Raw genomic sequence first — 15,198 nt, 5'->3', positions numbered from 1 at the left:
GCTCTTCTACCTTGATCTGGCATTAGGGTGCTTCCAACAATCAGACCACTATTATTCCTCACGAATCATCTCCGGCCTGATGCAAGCAGTACGGTACAACGCTGATCGGGTGACGTTTCTCTGCTCATCCAACAGCTTCGCCTCCGCCCATAACAGGCGCCGAGCGCGAAATTGCTCGACGGACTCACAAGCTTGGTCCAACGCAATCCGGCAAAGGGGCAGCTTTGAAAGCTGTTTCTCGAAGCGAGCCTGGACATGCAGATCTCGCCCAACTCTTGTCCGCGAGACCCATACAGGCCTTCCTGGTAAAGCACGAAGCCGTTGTGCACAACACCAGATCTGCTCGGCGAGTTGCGCGTCAATTGCAGTGAATCTTCCTGCGCTGTCCGGCCTGCGTGCATGGAGATTTTCGTTTTTCGCTATGCAGTCCGAAAGCCAGGCCCGGTCACATCGATACAGCCATGCATAATCCCGGCATTGGTGTGCTGGCAGATGCCGATACTCATCCTCAAAGGATGTCCGGCGCTGCCGGCATTGCCTTAGCAATCTGGCTTCTTTCCATGTGTTAGGGCCAAGGTTTTCTGCGCGAATGACCCGGTACACATAAACCTGAGATACACCCAATGCATCGGCGATCTGCCGTGCTTCGCTCCCCTCAAGAGCCAGCTTCCAAATCTCAGCCGGTAAACCATCCAATCCCTCGGCTACGGACTGAGATCGCATCGTTTGTGAAGACCAGGCAACAAATGGCGATGGTCGCTCACGAGCAGGTTCTGATGACTTGTCGATACAGGGGATGCGCGTCAGGTCTACTTCCAAAGCGCTGGCCAGAACGACGTATTTGAGTGGATGGTGGGTGCCTCTTGGTCGACGAAGCAGCTTGGTGACCCAGGTCGCGGGAAAAACTGCTGAGCATTCGCGAAGAATCAAGTACTCCGAGGCGGCCGGGAGCGTTTTAAAAAAACTGACCATGTGCATACCCAAGCGGCGCAAGTCCAACCGATGCCGTGAACCAGTGGTCAGTTCCAGGGATGCAGCGCCTTGCAGAAGGTTAGCTCGCACTACATCAGCTTGAAGAGAGCAAGGCTGCAATCCCAGCAACCGCTGTGAACACAATGCGATCTGCCGCAGCCCCGGTAGGGTTTGATTGGCAGCATCGAGCAGGATCGAATGAGCTTGCACGCCGTCATCGTCAGGAAGATTGAGTTGACGTGAATTGCGGCTGTTCCAACCAGGGTCCACAACCATGAGAAGAGTGCCATGCTGGGGACATACCAACACACCAGGAAGCTGGTGAGCTCGGTGCCAGTAAGCTGCACCAACTAGGCGGATGTCTTCTTCAAGGCACTTACAACAGAGCCGAGCTCTCGAAGCCCACTCAATACGGCTGGCATTTATGCCTAACTTTAACATTAGCCCTTTGCCCTCGCCGGCCATCGAAGCTTTGGCCTGCTGCAACTGAGTGCGGGTCAGAAAGGGGGCGTAATAAGGCAGCAGGGTATGGCGCGCAATGATCTGAGCCACCGAGAGGCGAGCGCCACAAGGAAGAGCCTCGACCAAACTACCCAATCGACTTGGAAACGCTACGTTCTGGGTGAACGAGGCAGCAGCTCTCTCCCCAATGAACGCGGCTTTGCGACTACTTCCACCGCAAAGCCGGGCATAGCGAGAAAGGACACTGTGAAGTGTCTCGTCAGGAAAAGCCGTTGGGAAGAAATGGAATTTCAGCTCCATTTCGCCACCTTCGAATCATCATTTGCGGTAAGCCGGGGAAAACTCAAAAAGATCCTTGGCTATCCAATCCGCTGACTTGAGCGCTGCGATGGTGTCAGGCTGCTCACTCAGTGCCTTTGCTTGCGATGCCTCCACTGCGACAACTGCAGGTGCAGCGGGAGCTATGGGTTTACTTGGAGCCAGTGCTGAAGATGGGCCCACTGGCTTCGTATGCGACCTCACACCACGGAGCAGCGCAAGCCGGTCTGCTCGTGGAAGCCCATCAAACGACATCATGTCGATTAACTGCTCCTCAATGGGAAGCAGGTCATCGAACTGCCGCATACGAGCAGGATCCCGGCTGCGCAGAGCTGAAAGCGCTGGCTTGAGAATTTGCATCTTGGCATTGCTCACCTTGCCGATCGCCTCCGCAGTAAGGCATTCGGAGCCACTTTGAATGGCGTAGCGCTGGCAGAGCACGAGTAGCTTCACCAGAAAGTCTGTTACGCCTTGGGTGTGCTCGTACAACACGTCAAAGATCTCGGGCGTCAGTTCAGTCCTCTGCCTACACCACTGGTAACTCCAGAGATTTTCAACCAGAAACTGCCACTCCTCATCATCCTTTTCGAACCGCTTGAACTCGACGGTACTGCCACTGCGTCGTGCAACGCGCATGACGTCCGAGAACAAGCTGATCATCGAATTCGTGCCTATGAACACGACGGGGATGCCAATGTTGTTCACTAGGTGGAGGAAGAAGTTCAGCATGCTTTCCTTACCTCCCGTTTTCGCCAGGTGGAGGTTTTGCAGCTCATCGACCAGTAAGGCGCCAATGAAGAACGTACTGGCTACCTGCTCCATCTGCTGCAGCGCATCGTTGATATTCCGGTGCCGGTGCCGCTTGTGATAATCCTGGTCGCCGAGCGCTTGACCGACGGCGTGGAAAAACTGCTGGCAAAATCCAGCCAGCGATCCATCGCGCGGGCAATCCAATTTGAGCCAGGTGATCTGGGTGTGGACAAATTGGTTGCCCTCATAGCGCTCATGTCGAATCGTCTGCGGGTAGAGGCTCAGAATGGCGTGGAGCGCTGTCGACTTCCCAATACCACTCAGGCCTACAACGCTGAAGGAATCAGCCGTCGATTTGAAGGAGTCATGATAACGCTGGGCCCCCGACAACGAATGCAGGTGCCTGACCGTGTCGGGTGAGGTTGGATTGCGTCCGACGTATCCGCGGCGGACCAATAGGGAGAACATGGACTCCAGCTCCAAATGCAACAGGAACGGCTGCACGACTGTCCTCAGCCGTTCAATGCAGTGGATCCGAGTCGCTCCGTCGAGCTCAAGCTCTTCAGGTGTTACTGGCTGGGGGAAATTCGATATCAACTCGATGGCCGTCGCTTCCCCAAGGATTGGCGGCAGGGCCTCGATCAACGGGTTTCCCGCATATTCAGATATGGCCTGCTTGGTGTAGCTCGCGAAAATCCGTGCGCCTTTCATTTACTCTGTCCCGGACGAAGTCTTCTGAGCAGATCGATGACCTGCGCGCTGCGTGGGCCCGCATACGAGTCGTGTGCAATGATGGGGGCTTCCACTGCGGGTTCGGGCTCTGCTCGAACACCCTCTGGGACAGTGGCGTTTTCACGCTCCCGCTGGCGTTCCTCAGAACGATTCTCGCGGATGTTGGCCACCGCTTCAGACTTGCTATTCGCAGGAGGCTCAAGCTTGCGCTCGGCCCTAGCAGTGCTGATGATCTGCTCCACGGTGTCGACCAATCCCACACGACTCTCCAGCTCCGCGCGCTTATGAGCGGGTGGTGTTTGCCGATACGCTTCCAGCAGATCGTAGATCTCGTCCGAGCGATAACCGGCGTACTTCGCATCCGAATGTCGAAGATCGCAGCGCAGAAACTGCTTGTTCTCACCCTGGATCCAAATATGGGCGGCAGAGTTCGGATCGAACCGGCAATCGATCGACCAGACGCCATTGCGGCGAGCTTTGGCAAACCAGTTTTCTTGGATCGCAAACTCACATACATAGTGCATCCCGCGAAACATCACGCCGCCCTTCTGCACCGTGGCTCGTTCACGAGGCAACAGGTGGAGATAGATCAAATCGTCAGGCCGGTTGTTGGGCTGGATCAGGTCATTCTCCGAGGCCCAGGACCATATGCCCAGCGGAGTAGGCTCGACGCCATCATGCATCATCGCTTGGGTAAGACGTTCAGGCTGTCGATGATAACGGTTGTAGTGCAAGACGCACTCGATGACGACCTGGGTAAACTCCTTCAGGTTTAAAGTGGCGTCGAGTCGATAATCTCGCTCGCCCCGCTCCTTATCCCGCGCGGCCACACCGCCCGGTAACCACCTGATACCGGTTAAATCATTGAGGATCCCGAACCGGCTTTCGACCATAGGCTTCCAATCTGGACGGTACGGAGGTGCCGTACCCATCTCTATGCCCAAACCAGTTGCCAGCCCTTCCGCTGCCAAAGACAACATCTCACCTCGATCGGCGTAAACGTTCTGTGGCAGGTGATGACAGTCCCAATCCTTGGAAGTGATAGCGACGCCGTTCTGCGCGCAAAAATCCACCTTGGAGGTGAATGCATTGAACAATGCCTGCCGCGCACCATTCCAGCTCGGCCCCTCTAGACCAATATACAGACCAACAATCATCCCCGAGTAGCTGTCCACCACGATGTAGACCACAGGCCTGCCAATCAGCATCCGCCGGGAATAACTGTTGACCAAGTAAATGTCTGCGATCGTTGCGTCAATCTCGAATTGGTGACAAGGGCCCCGGAGCCAATCGCGAACGGTGCCGGACAGCGGACGACAATCCTTGAGCCACTTCGTCAAACCCTTACGCCCGCGATCAGTCTCGATCTCGTCAAAGAATATTTTGCCCCAATAATCGAACTGATTGTAATTTGGTATATCGGCATCTGGAAGTAAACGAATTCGATTCTCTGCACTTTTAGAAATATCTTTTACAGAGTAGAATCTATTAAGCATCTTGTCATAAGCAATGCGTATCGAGGGCGCTTTATCGTTAACATATAGTGCATAACCTACTCGAATACACCGTTTATCGACAACAGTGAGCAACTTGGAGGGTGTGACCAGGTCACCCTGAAACTTAGGCTTAGGGCCGGGTCGTTTATCCTGAGTGTAATTTCTGTTGGCAACACCCACCGCTGAATAATTTTTGAGAAGCGCGTTTCTTACTTGGCCATAGAACCAATATCTATACAAGAGACGATAAATAGACTTTCGATGCATGCCAAGCTCAGCAGCCCGGTTTCCAACAAGGCGACCCATCTCGCCACGAACGAAGATCTGTCCTGGGTAGGCCGGATCCAGAAGCGGCGCAATCACCGCCCACTTTTCATCCCTGTCACGCTTGGAGCTTTCATCAAGATCATCTTCCAAGACCAGCAGGAACTCGGGAACTCCTGTGACGACGGATTTGGTGTCGCCGGTCTCCAGCGAGAGCCTGAGTTCCTCAATTCCTACGGGGTAGGGCTTTCTTGGCGGCTCGACCAGATCTATTACGATCGCTGCGTCATGCTCATCATCAAGATGAAGGACTCTGGTTAAGGTAGTGAAAACCGAGAATTCTGTGACGGGCTCGAATATGTCATTGACTGAAATATTCATAACGATCTCTCATTCAATGCGCTCAGGGCTGAAGAGTAAACAATCTTGAACTCTGGCAGAGGAGACTTGAGATGCAATGGGGCATTACTTAAATCAATCAAAATTACCTTGCGCCAGATCAGATTGAAGAAAATATCCCTAGCATCGCCGTACGCTATCCCTAACCGTGTAGCAATTCTTCTTAGACATTCAGACGTGGCCCAAGGGTAAGCTTTGCTAGATTCTAGAAATTCAAGGAATTCAGCATGAAGTTCCGAGCTCGCCAGCGCACGGGGAAGTTGCGTATACCGCCTGAGAAGTCCAAGATTTTTAATCAGGTCTGGCGTAAACATTTCCTCAGTCACAATGGCCCAGTCCACTCCCTGGCTCATCCAGAATCGTCTCTCGATCTCTAACTTTTCCAGTGTGCGAAGCGAATTGAGGTCTTGCTGATACTTAATTGTCCTAGCTACGGACTTAAAGTCTCCGTTTGGCTGCCTAACGGTTAGTAAGAAGTCTGTCGTCATTACCAGCGGCAGGGCAGTAGATTTGTATCTGGGATAACGGACGCCAATCGCCTTTGCGATGGCTTGTGTGCTCTCCTCAGGCAGCAACGGGTATTGCTCCCGGATGTCCACTACGTCTTCAGAAAACTCGCAGACCAAGAGGTAGGCTCGTTCGAGATCGGACAAAAGATGATGTATGCGCTCGACTTTAACGCCTGGAATTTTGTGGGAGCGCCCCATCGAAGGGACATCCTGGACACGCAACCAAGGCACGTAACCGACCCCGGCGCCGGACCCAAATCCGTTGGCAATGTGCCGTTCAATATCCTGCTTTGAAGCAAACCTACGACCGCGCAACCCCTACCTCCTCAGTCCAACCGGAGTGCTTCACCTGATACTCAAAAAATCGTCATAGGAAAATATGCTCCATTCGGCGGCATCGTCGAAGGGATTTCCAGACTACTCTCGCAGCCAAGCGAAGCGGTGAATCCGGACCAACGGCTTAGCCCAGAAACGGCAAACCCCCGTAAATACGGGGGTTTGCGCGTTGTGTCAAACTTTAATAGCTTGTGTCAAACTTTAACCTTTTGTGTCAATCTTTAATCCGCGCAGCCAGTGCCATACCGCGCTCGCGGAAGGCTTACTCTACCGTCACCGACTTGGCCAAGTTACGCGGCTGGTCGACATCAGTGCCTTTGAGCACAGCGACGTAGTACGACAGCAGTTGCAGCGGAATGGTGTAGAGAATCGGCGTCAGCGCATCGATAACGTGCGGCACCTTGATCACATGGGTGCCTTCACCGTTGCTCATGCCGGCCTGCTCGTCGGCGAACACCACCAGCTCACCGCCACGGGCACGTACTTCCTGCAGGTTGGACTTCAACTTCTCCAGCAGCTCGTTGTTCGGCGCAACGGTCACCACCGGCATGTCGGCATCCACCAGGGCCAACGGGCCGTGCTTGAGCTCGCCGGCCGGGTAGGCTTCGGCGTGGATATACGAGATTTCCTTGAGCTTGAGCGCGCCTTCCATCGCCACCGGGTATTGCGCACCACGCCCGAGGAACAGGGTGTGGTGCTTGTCGGCGAACAGCTCGGCGGTCTTCTCCACCACGCTGTCCATCGCCAGGGCTTCGCCCAGGCGTGTAGGCAGGCGGCGCAGCTCATCCACCAGCTCGGCTTCAACGCCGGCTTCCAGAGTGCCGCGTACCTGGCCCAGGGCCAGGGTCAGCAGCATCAGCGACACCAGTTGGGTGGTAAACGCCTTGGTCGAGGCCACGCCGATTTCCGGGCCGGCCAGGGTTAGCAGGGTCAGGTCGGACTCGCGCACCAGCGAGCTGATACCCACGTTGCAGATCGCCAGACTACCGAGGAAGCCCAGTTCCTTGGCATTGCGCAGCGCGGCCAGGGTGTCGGCGGTTTCGCCGGACTGGGAAATCGACACGAACAAGGTGTCAGGCTGCACTACCACCTTGCGGTAGCGGAACTCGCTGGCCACTTCCACCTGGCAAGGAATACCGGCCAGGCTTTCCAGCCAGTAACGCGCGACCATGCCGGCGTGGTAGCTGGTGCCACAGGCGACGATCTGCACATTGCGCACCTTGGCGAACAGCTCGGCGGCCTGTGGGCCGAAGGCCTGAACCATGACATGGTCCTTGCCCAGGCGGCCTTCGAGCGTGCGCTGCACCACGGTGGGCTGTTCGTGGATTTCCTTGAGCATGAAATGGCGGTAGGTACCCTTATCGGCGGCCTCGGCGCCTTCGTGGTACTGCACGGTCTCGCGCTGTACCGGCTGGCCGGCCTGGTCCCAGACACTCACCTGGTCGCGGCGGATCTCGGCGATGTCGCCTTCTTCCAGGTACATGAAGCGGTCGGTGACCTGACGCAGGGCCAACTGGTCGGAGGCCAGGAAGTTCTCACCGTGGCCCAGGCCGATCACCAGCGGGCTGCCGCTGCGCGCGGCAACCAGGCGGTCAGGCTGACCGGTGCTGATGACCGACAGGCCATAGGCACCCTGCAGGCGCTTGACTGCGGCCTTGAGGGCGTCGACCAGGTTCGGCTGGGTCTTGAGCAGGTGGTGGATCAGGTGAACGATCACCTCGGTATCGGTCTGCGAGGTGAATACGTAGCCCAGGCCCTTGAGTTCTTCGCGCAGCTCTTCATGGTTCTCGATGATGCCGTTGTGCACCACCGCCACTTCGTTACCGGAGAAATGCGGGTGGGCGTTGTGTTCGGTCGGGGCGCCATGGGTGGCCCAGCGTGTGTGGGCGATGCCTAGCTGGCCGAGCAGCGGGTCGGCGGCGACGGCCGCCTCCAGCTCGCTGACCTTGCCGATACGGCGACGTCGCTCGAGCTGGCCCTGCTGGGTGCATACCGCCAGGCCCGCGCTGTCATAGCCACGGTATTCCAGGCGCTTGAGGCCTTCGATGAGGATGGAGGTGATGTTGCGCTCGGCGACTGCACCGACGATTCCACACATGGTCATTGCTCCTGGCTGATCGCGGCACAGATCAGGTTGATGCCGCGTGCTTGTATCTGTTCGCGTGCCGCGCTGGGCAGGCGATCATCCGTAATAAGGGTGTTTACGCTGCCCCAAGGCAGCTCGAGGTTGGGGATCTTGCGCCCGACCTTGTCGGACTCGACCATCACGATCACTTCCCGGGCGACCTCGGCCATGACACGGCTCAGGCCCAGCAGTTCGTTGAAGGTGGTGGTACCGCGGGCCAGGTCGATGCCATCGGCGCCGATGAAAAGCTGGTCGAAATCGTAAGAGCGTAGTACCTGCTCGGCGACCTGGCCCTGGAACGACTCGGAATGCGGGTCCCAGGTGCCGCCGGTCATCAGCAGCACGGGTTCGTGCTCCTGCTCGCTGATGGCGCGAGCCACGTTCAACGAGTTGGTCATCACCACCAGGCCTGGCTGACGGCCCAGCTCGGGGATCATCGCGGCGGTGGTGCTGCCGCTGTCGATGATGATCCGTGCGTGTTCGCGAATACGGCCTACAGCGGCGCGGGCGATGGCCTTCTTGTAGGAAGACACCGGTTGCTGGGTTTCGCCCAGCATTTCTTGCGGGACTGGCACTGCGCCGCCGTAGCGCCTCAACAGCAGGCCATTGGCTTCAAGGGCGGCGAGGTCTTTGCGAATGGTGACTTCCGACGTTTCGAAATGCTTGGCCAGGGCGTCCACGCTTACCTCGCCCTGCTCACTGAGGAAGGCGAGGATGTTGTGACGGCGCAGAGGCGTGTTTCGTTTCGACATGACAGGTTTAAGTTTCGATTCGAAAGATAATAGTGGCAATCAAAACCTAAGATGAACGCTTAGTCAAGCTGTGGATAAGTCTTTTTAGGGGTATGGCCCTTCCACCGGCAAGCCCGCTCTTGCAGCTGTCGAGACAGCAGACCACTTGTAGGAGTGGACCTGCCGGCGAAGAGACCTACACCAACGCATTCCTCTCAAACGAAAAAGCCGACTTATTCACATAAGTCGGCTTTCGATCGAACGGCCTGTGGATAGTCAGCTTTTCTTAATTTTCTCTGGCCGCTTCCAGCCATCGATATTGCGCTGACGCGCCCGTGCTACCGCCAGTTGCCCGGCCTCGACACCCTGGGTAATGGTCGAACCCGCGGCAGTAGTGGCCCCTGCCTGGATATCCACAGGCGCCACCAGCGAGTTGTTCGAGCCAATGAATACGTCTTCGCCCATCACCGTCTTGAATTTGTTGGCGCCGTCATAATTGCAGGTGATGGTGCCCGCACCAATGTTGGTGCGGGCACCCACTTCGGCATCGCCCAGGTAGGTGAGGTGACCCGCCTTGGCACCTTCGCCCAGGTGCGCATTCTTCAGCTCGACGAAGTTACCCACATGGGCCTTGGCCTCCAGCACGCTGCCCGGACGCAGGCGAGCGAACGGGCCGGCATCGCTGCCCTCGCCCAGCACGGCGCCTTCGAGGTGGCTGTTGGCCTTGACCACGACACCCTTGCGCAGGGTGCTGTCCTTGATGACGCAGTTCGGGCCGATCTGCACGTCGTCTTCGATGACCACCTTGCCTTCGAGGATCACATTGATGTCGATCAGCACGTCCCGGCCAACGGTCACCTCGCCACGCACGTCGAAACGCGCCGGGTCGCGCAGGGTCACACCCTGGGCCATCAGACGGCGGCCTTCGCGCAGTTGGTAATGGCGCTCGAGCTCGGACAACTGGCGACGGTCGTTGGCGCCCTGCACTTCCATTGGGTCGTGCGGTTGCTCGGTGGCCACCACCAGGCCGTCGGACACAGCCATGGCGATTACGTCGGTGAGGTAGTACTCGCCCTGGGCGTTGTTGTTGGACAAGCGGCCCATCCAGTCCGCCAAACGGCTGGCTGGCAGCGCCAGGATGCCGGTATTGCCTTCCTTTATCGCCTTCTGCGCGTCGCTGGCATCCTTGTGCTCGACGATCGCCGCGACCTGGCCCTGGGCGTCTCGAACAATACGGCCATAGCCGGTCGGGTCAGCCAGATTCACGGTCAGCAGGCCGAGTTGCCGGGCGTTGGCCTTGGCCAGCAGGCGTTGCAAGGTTTCCACCTCGATCAGCGGCACGTCCCCGTAGAGCACCAGCACGGTGTCGGCAGTGATCGCCGGCAGCGCCTGGGCGACAGCGTGGCCGGTGCCGAGCTGTTTGTCCTGCATGACGAAGTTCAGGTCGTCGGCAGCCAGGCGCTCGCGCACCTGCTCGGCACCATGGCCAATGACCACGTGGATTCCCTTGGGCTGCAGCTGGCGCGCGCTGTGGATAACATGGCCGAGCATGGAGTTGCCGGCGACCGGGTGCAGCACCTTCGGCAGCGCGGAGCGCATGCGGGTACCTTGGCCTGCGGCGAGAATGACGATATCGAGGGACATTGACTGGCTACCAATCCTGGGCGGTCAGGGACTTGACCAAAAGAGAAATTCAGAAAAGAAAAAGGGTAGCCGAGGCTACCCTTTAACTCAATCGCAGCGAAAGTGTCCGGCCAAAGCCGAATTACTTGCCTTTGCGCAATTGCTGGACAGTACGCAGCTGGGCTGCAGCCTCGGCCAGACGTGCGGCAGCAGCGCCGTAGTCGAAGTCCGAGCCTTTAGCGTTCAACGCGTTCTCGGCAGCCCTGAGGGCTTCCTGAGCCTGTGCTTCGTCCAGGTCGGCAGCGCGCTGCACGGTGTCGGCAAGAACCTTGACCATGTTCGGCTGCACTTCGAGGAAGCCACCGGAGATGTAGTACACCTCCTGAGTGCCACCCTGCTTGGTCAGCGTGATCGGGCCTGGCTTGAGATTGGTGATCAGCGGCGCGTGGCCTGGAGCGATACCCAGATCGCCCAGGTTGCCGTGCGCTACTACCATCTCGACCAGACCGGAGAAGATCTCTCCTTCCGCGCTGACGATATCGCAATGGACTGTCATAGCCATCTGCTTGCCTCAACCTGATTAGCGCCCCTCGCGGGGCGCCGGGATTACAGTTTCTTGGCTTTCTCGATCGCTTCGTCGATGCCGCCGACCATGTAGAACGCTTGTTCTGGCAGGTGGTCGTAGTCACCTTTGAGGATGCCGCTGAAGCCAGCGATGGTGTCCTTGAGCGAAACGTACTTGCCTGGCGAACCGGTGAAGACTTCGGCCACGAAGAACGGCTGCGACAGGAAGCGCTGGATCTTACGAGCGCGAGCAACCAGCTGCTTGTCGGTCTCGGACAGTTCGTCCATACCCAGGATCGCGATGATGTCCTTCAGCTCTTTGTAGCGCTGCAGAACATACTGGACCTGACGGGCAGTTTCGTAGTGCTCGGTACCGATCACGTTCGGGTCCAGCTGGCGCGAGGTCGAGTCCAGTGGGTCGACCGCTGGGTAGATACCCAGGGAGGCGATGTCACGGGACAGAACGACGGTGGCGTCGAGGTGGGCGAAGGTGGTGGCTGGCGACGGGTCGGTCAGGTCGTCCGCAGGTACGTATACGGCCTGGATCGAGGTGATCGAACCTTCCTTGGTCGAAGTAATACGCTCTTGCAGAACGCCCATCTCTTCGGCCAGGGTCGGCTGGTAGCCTACTGCCGAAGGCATACGGCCCAGCAGTGCGGATACTTCGGTACCGGCCAGGGTGTAACGATAGATGTTGTCGACGAACAGCAGAACGTCGTTACCTTCGTCACGGAACTTCTCGGCCATGGTCAGGCCGGTCAGCGCTACGCGCAGACGGTTTCCTGGTGGCTCGTTCATCTGACCGTAGACCAGCGCTACTTTGTCGAGAACGTTGGAGTCCTTCATCTCGTGGTAGAAGTCGTTACCCTCACGAGTACGCTCACCCACACCGGCGAACACGGAATAACCGCTGTGCTCAATGGCGATGTTACGGATCAGTTCCATCATGTTTACGGTCTTGCCGACGCCGGCGCCACCGAACAGGCCAACCTTACCGCCTTTGGCGAACGGGCAGACCAGGTCGATAACCTTGATGCCGGTTTCCAGCAGGTCGTTGCCGCCTGCCTGCTCAGCGAACGAAGGGGCAGCGCGGTGAATGCCGCGACGCTCTTCTTCACCGATCGGGCCGGCTTCGTCGATTGGGTTGCCCAGGACGTCCATGATACGGCCCAGGGTGGCCTTGCCGACGGGGACGGAGATGGCCGCGCCGGTGTCGACGACGTCCAGACCGCGCTTCAGACCTTCGGTCGAGCCCATCGCGATGGTACGAACCACGCCGTCGCCCAGCTGCTGCTGAACTTCCAGGGTGGTTTCCGCGCCTTGAACTTTCAGCGCGTTGTAAACACTCGGCACGACGTCACGTGGGAATTCCACGTCGATGACGGCGCCGATGATTTGAACGATACGTCCGCTACTCATAGCTGGATCCTCTGAATATGTGAACCGTTAAACCGCGGCAGCGCCGCCGACGATTTCCGAGATCTCCTGGGTGATCGCAGCCTGACGCGCCTTGTTGTAGATCAGCTGGAGTTCGCTGATCAGGTCACCGGCGTTGTCTGTGGCGTTCTTCATGGCGATCATCCGGGCCGCTTGTTCAGCAGCGTTGTTCTCGACCACCGCCTGGTACACCTGCGACTCCACGTAACGCACCATCAAGCCGTCCAGCAGCTCTTTTGCGTCGGGTTCGTACAGGTAGTCCCAGTGGTGCTTGAGTTCCTGATCCGGGGTTGCCACCAACGGTACCAACTGCTCGACCGTCGGTTTTTGGGTCATGGTGTTGATGAACTTGTTCGAAACCACCGAGAGGCGATCGATACGGCCATCGAGGTAGGCGTCCAGCATCACTTTGACGGAGCCGATCAAGTCGTTGATCGATGGCTCTTCGCCCAGGTGGCTGATCGCGGCTACGACGTTGCCGCCAAAGATGCGGAAGAAAGTCGCACCCTTGCTGCCGATTACGCACAGGTCGATTTCCACGCCCTGTTCGCGGTTTTCGTTCATGTCCTTGACCAGGGCCTTGAACAGGTTGGTATTCAAGCCACCGCACAGACCACGGTCACTCGTCACCACGACATAACCGGCGCGCTTTACAGGGCGCTCGATCATGAACGGGTGGCGGTATTCCGGGTTGGCGTTGGCCAGATGACCGATCACCTGGCGGATACGCTCCGCGTAAGGACGGCTAGCAGCCATGCGCAGTTGTGCCTTGCGCATTTTGCTGACCGCCACTTTCTCCATGGCGCTGGTAATTTTTTGCGTGCTTTTGATGCTCGCAATCTTACTGCGAATCTCTTTTGCGCCTGCCATGTATCACCTATCAGGTTAGCAAGCGGGGGCCGGGGCCCCCGCTGCGGCTTACCAGGTCTGGGTGGCCTTGAACTTCTCGATACCGGCCTTCATGCCAGCGTCGATTTCGTCGTTGAAGTCACCCTTCACGTTGATCTTGGCCATCAGTTCGGCGTGATCACGGTTGAAGAAGGCGATCAGCGCTTGCTCGAAGCTGCCGACCTTGGAGACTTCTACGTCAGTCAGGAAGCCACGCTCAGCGGCGTACAGCGACAGGGCCATGTCAGCGATCGACATTGGCGCGTACTGCTTCTGCTTCATCAGCTCGGTAACGCGCTGACCATGCTCCAGCTGCTTGCGGGTCGCTTCGTCCAGATCGGACGCGAACTGGGCGAATGCAGCCAGTTCACGGTACTGAGCCAGGGCGGTACGGATACCACCGGAGAGCTTCTTGATGATCTTGGTCTGAGCGGCACCACCTACGCGGGATACCGAAACACCGGCGTTCACTGCAGGACGGATGCCCGAGTTGAACATGGCCGATTCCAGGAAGATCTGACCGTCGGTGATGGAGATCACGTTGGTCGGAACGAACGCGGAAACGTCGCCAGCCTGGGTTTCGATGATCGGCAGAGCGGTCAGGGAACCGGTTTTGCCGGTGACTGCGCCGTTGGTGAACTTCTCGACGTACTCTTCCGAAACGCGCGATGCACGCTCCAGCAGACGGGAGTGGAGATAGAACACGTCGCCTGGGTAAGCTTCGCGTCCTGGTGGACGGCGCAGCAGCAGGGAGATCTGACGGTAGGCAACGGCCTGCTTGGACAGGTCATCGTAGACGATCAGGGCATCTTCACCGCGGTCACGGAAGAACTCGCCCATGGTGCAGCCGGCATAAGGTGCCAGGAACTGCAGTGCGGCGGATTCCGAGGCGCTGGCGGCTACCACGATGGTGTTGGCCAGGGCGCCGGCTTCTTCCAGCTTGCGCACGACGTTGGCGATGGTCGACTGCTTCTGACCAACGGCGACGTAGACGCAGAAGATACCGCTGTTCTTCTGGTTGATGATCGCGTCGACCGCCATGGCGGTCTTGCCGATCTGACGGTCACCGATGATCAGCTCGCGCTGGCCACGGCCAACCGGGATCATGGCGTCGACCGACTTGTAGCCAGTCTGTACAGGCTGGTCTACCGACTTACGCCAGATAACGCCCGGTGCAACCTTTTCGACTGCGTCGGTTTCGGTGGTGGTCAGAGGACCCTTGCCATCGATCGGGTTACCCAGAGCGTCGACGACGCGGCCCAGCAGGCCTTTGCCGACTGGAACTTCCAGGATACGACCGGTGCATTTGGCGCTCATGCCTTCGGCCAGGGTGGTGTACGCACCCAGGACAACTGCACCTACGGAGTCTTGCTCCAGGTTCAGTGCCATGCCGTAGACGCCGCCAGGGAACTCGATCATTTCGCCGTACATGACGTCGGCCAGACCGTGGATCCGCACGATACCGTCAGAAACGCTGACGACGGTACCTTCGTTGCGGGCTTGGGAGCCGACATCGAGTTTCTCGATGCGACCCTTGATGATTTCACTAATTTCGGAAGGATTGAGTTGCTGCATTGCTCTGCTGCCCCTTC

At 58.0% G+C, this 15,198-nt stretch carries 11 protein-coding genes; all 11 read right to left on the bottom strand.

The window, feature by feature from the left end; all coding sequences use genetic code 11:
• Positions 1 to 51: 51 nt before the first annotated feature.
• The 11 genes from RAC97_RS06665 to atpA all read right to left on the bottom strand — a co-directional run bounded on the left by RAC97_RS06665 (position 52) and on the right by atpA (position 15,181).
• Positions 52 to 1,734, bottom strand: a complete 1,683-nt coding sequence (locus tag RAC97_RS06665) for a TnsD family Tn7-like transposition protein (RefSeq protein ID WP_375098475.1) — start codon at positions 1,732 to 1,734, stop codon at positions 52 to 54.
• Between the two features lie 18 nt (positions 1,735 to 1,752).
• Positions 1,753 to 3,213, bottom strand: coding sequence for an ATP-binding protein (locus tag RAC97_RS06660; RefSeq protein WP_375098474.1), 1,461 nt, complete (start codon positions 3,211 to 3,213; stop codon positions 1,753 to 1,755).
• On the bottom strand, positions 3,210 to 5,375 hold the full coding sequence (locus RAC97_RS06655; RefSeq protein ID WP_375098473.1) for a Mu transposase C-terminal domain-containing protein: 2,166 nt from the start codon (positions 5,373 to 5,375) through the stop codon (positions 3,210 to 3,212). The genes RAC97_RS06660 and RAC97_RS06655 overlap by 4 nt, the downstream gene beginning before the upstream one ends.
• Positions 5,372 to 6,217, bottom strand: a complete 846-nt coding sequence (locus RAC97_RS06650) for a TnsA endonuclease N-terminal domain-containing protein (protein WP_375098472.1) — start codon at positions 6,215 to 6,217, stop codon at positions 5,372 to 5,374. The genes RAC97_RS06655 and RAC97_RS06650 overlap by 4 nt, the downstream gene beginning before the upstream one ends.
• 283 nt (positions 6,218 to 6,500) lie before the next feature.
• Positions 6,501 to 8,336: a glutamine--fructose-6-phosphate transaminase (isomerizing) gene (glmS, locus tag RAC97_RS06645; RefSeq protein WP_375098471.1), complete on the bottom strand. Its 1,836-nt coding sequence runs from the start codon at positions 8,334 to 8,336 to the stop codon at positions 6,501 to 6,503.
• Between the two features lie 2 nt (positions 8,337 to 8,338).
• On the bottom strand, positions 8,339 to 9,115 hold the full coding sequence (locus RAC97_RS06640) for a DeoR/GlpR family DNA-binding transcription regulator (RefSeq protein ID WP_375098470.1): 777 nt from the start codon (positions 9,113 to 9,115) through the stop codon (positions 8,339 to 8,341).
• Between the two features lie 255 nt (positions 9,116 to 9,370).
• Positions 9,371 to 10,738 (bottom strand): bifunctional UDP-N-acetylglucosamine diphosphorylase/glucosamine-1-phosphate N-acetyltransferase GlmU, encoded by a 1,368-nt coding sequence (gene glmU / locus RAC97_RS06635; RefSeq protein WP_375098469.1) that lies wholly within the window; start codon positions 10,736 to 10,738, stop codon positions 9,371 to 9,373.
• A 121-nt stretch (positions 10,739 to 10,859) separates the two neighbouring features.
• Positions 10,860 to 11,279, bottom strand: coding sequence for a F0F1 ATP synthase subunit epsilon (locus RAC97_RS06630; RefSeq protein ID WP_375098468.1), 420 nt, complete (start codon positions 11,277 to 11,279; stop codon positions 10,860 to 10,862).
• Between the two features lie 44 nt (positions 11,280 to 11,323).
• Positions 11,324 to 12,700, bottom strand: a complete 1,377-nt coding sequence (atpD, locus tag RAC97_RS06625) for a F0F1 ATP synthase subunit beta (protein WP_375098467.1) — start codon at positions 12,698 to 12,700, stop codon at positions 11,324 to 11,326.
• Positions 12,701 to 12,727: 27 nt separating this feature from the next.
• Positions 12,728 to 13,588, bottom strand: coding sequence for a F0F1 ATP synthase subunit gamma (atpG, locus tag RAC97_RS06620; RefSeq protein WP_375098466.1), 861 nt, complete (start codon positions 13,586 to 13,588; stop codon positions 12,728 to 12,730).
• A gap of 48 nt (positions 13,589 to 13,636) precedes the next feature.
• On the bottom strand, positions 13,637 to 15,181 hold the full coding sequence (atpA, locus tag RAC97_RS06615) for a F0F1 ATP synthase subunit alpha (protein WP_375098465.1): 1,545 nt from the start codon (positions 15,179 to 15,181) through the stop codon (positions 13,637 to 13,639).
• Between the last annotated feature and the right edge of the window lie 17 nt (positions 15,182 to 15,198).

It is taken from the genome of Pseudomonas sp. LS_2, assembly GCF_042709235.1.
GTDB lineage: Bacteria > Pseudomonadota > Gammaproteobacteria > Pseudomonadales > Pseudomonadaceae > Aquipseudomonas.
Note: the sequence above shows the minus strand (reverse complement) of the source record. Positions and strands in the feature narration are given on the sequence as shown.

Bases quoted from the DNA above. Each gene is read 5' to 3' on its own strand.
- RAC97_RS06665 (WP_375098475.1), bottom strand. From the start codon at position 1,734: ATGGAGCTGAAATTCCATTTCTTCCCAACGGCTTTTCCTGACGAGACA.
- RAC97_RS06660 (WP_375098474.1), bottom strand. From the start codon at position 3,213: ATGAAAGGCGCACGGATTTTCGCGAGCTACACCAAGCAGGCCATATCT.
- RAC97_RS06655 (WP_375098473.1), bottom strand. From the start codon at position 5,375: ATGAATATTTCAGTCAATGACATATTCGAGCCCGTCACAGAATTCTCG.
- glmS (WP_375098471.1), bottom strand. From the start codon at position 8,336: ATGTGTGGAATCGTCGGTGCAGTCGCCGAGCGCAACATCACCTCCATC.
- RAC97_RS06640 (WP_375098470.1), bottom strand. From the start codon at position 9,115: ATGTCGAAACGAAACACGCCTCTGCGCCGTCACAACATCCTCGCCTTC.
- glmU (WP_375098469.1), bottom strand. From the start codon at position 10,738: ATGTCCCTCGATATCGTCATTCTCGCCGCAGGCCAAGGTACCCGCATG.
- RAC97_RS06630 (WP_375098468.1), bottom strand. From the start codon at position 11,279: ATGGCTATGACAGTCCATTGCGATATCGTCAGCGCGGAAGGAGAGATC.
- atpD (WP_375098467.1), bottom strand. From the start codon at position 12,700: ATGAGTAGCGGACGTATCGTTCAAATCATCGGCGCCGTCATCGACGTG.
- atpG (WP_375098466.1), bottom strand. From the start codon at position 13,588: ATGGCAGGCGCAAAAGAGATTCGCAGTAAGATTGCGAGCATCAAAAGC.
- atpA (WP_375098465.1), bottom strand. From the start codon at position 15,181: ATGCAGCAACTCAATCCTTCCGAAATTAGTGAAATCATCAAGGGTCGC.